We start from the raw sequence: 252 nt of genomic DNA on the forward strand, positions 1-252 counted from the left end.
GGTTTTAAGACTACAGCTATACTTGTCAGCCAGTTGTTTGTAGGTCTGTTTCCCTTGGGTGTATTCAGTCCAAAGGGTCTGGTTATTGAGTCTTTTGCCACCTAAAAACTGCCGTCTGCAAGCTAGACATTGATACTGTTGTTTGCCTAGCTTGCGTCCATTCTTCTTGGTGTGTTTATCATGACAAAAAGGGCAGTTTTTTGATTCATGGCTTTGATTCCTTGCAAATATAGACAGTATATAGCGTTAGAC

At 40.9% G+C, this 252-nt stretch carries 1 protein-coding gene; it reads right to left on the bottom strand.

The genetic code is table 11. The features are described 5' to 3' along the window. Positions 1-240: IS1/IS1595 family N-terminal zinc-binding domain-containing protein (locus tag CXF58_RS14200; protein ID WP_416375562.1), on the bottom strand; the 240-nt coding region annotated here is incomplete at its 3' end. Positions 241-252 lie beyond the last annotated feature (12 nt).

Source organism: Psychrobacter sp. Sarcosine-02u-2 (assembly GCF_002836335.1).
In the GTDB taxonomy this organism is placed as follows: Bacteria; Pseudomonadota; Gammaproteobacteria; order Pseudomonadales; family Moraxellaceae; genus Psychrobacter; species Psychrobacter faecalis.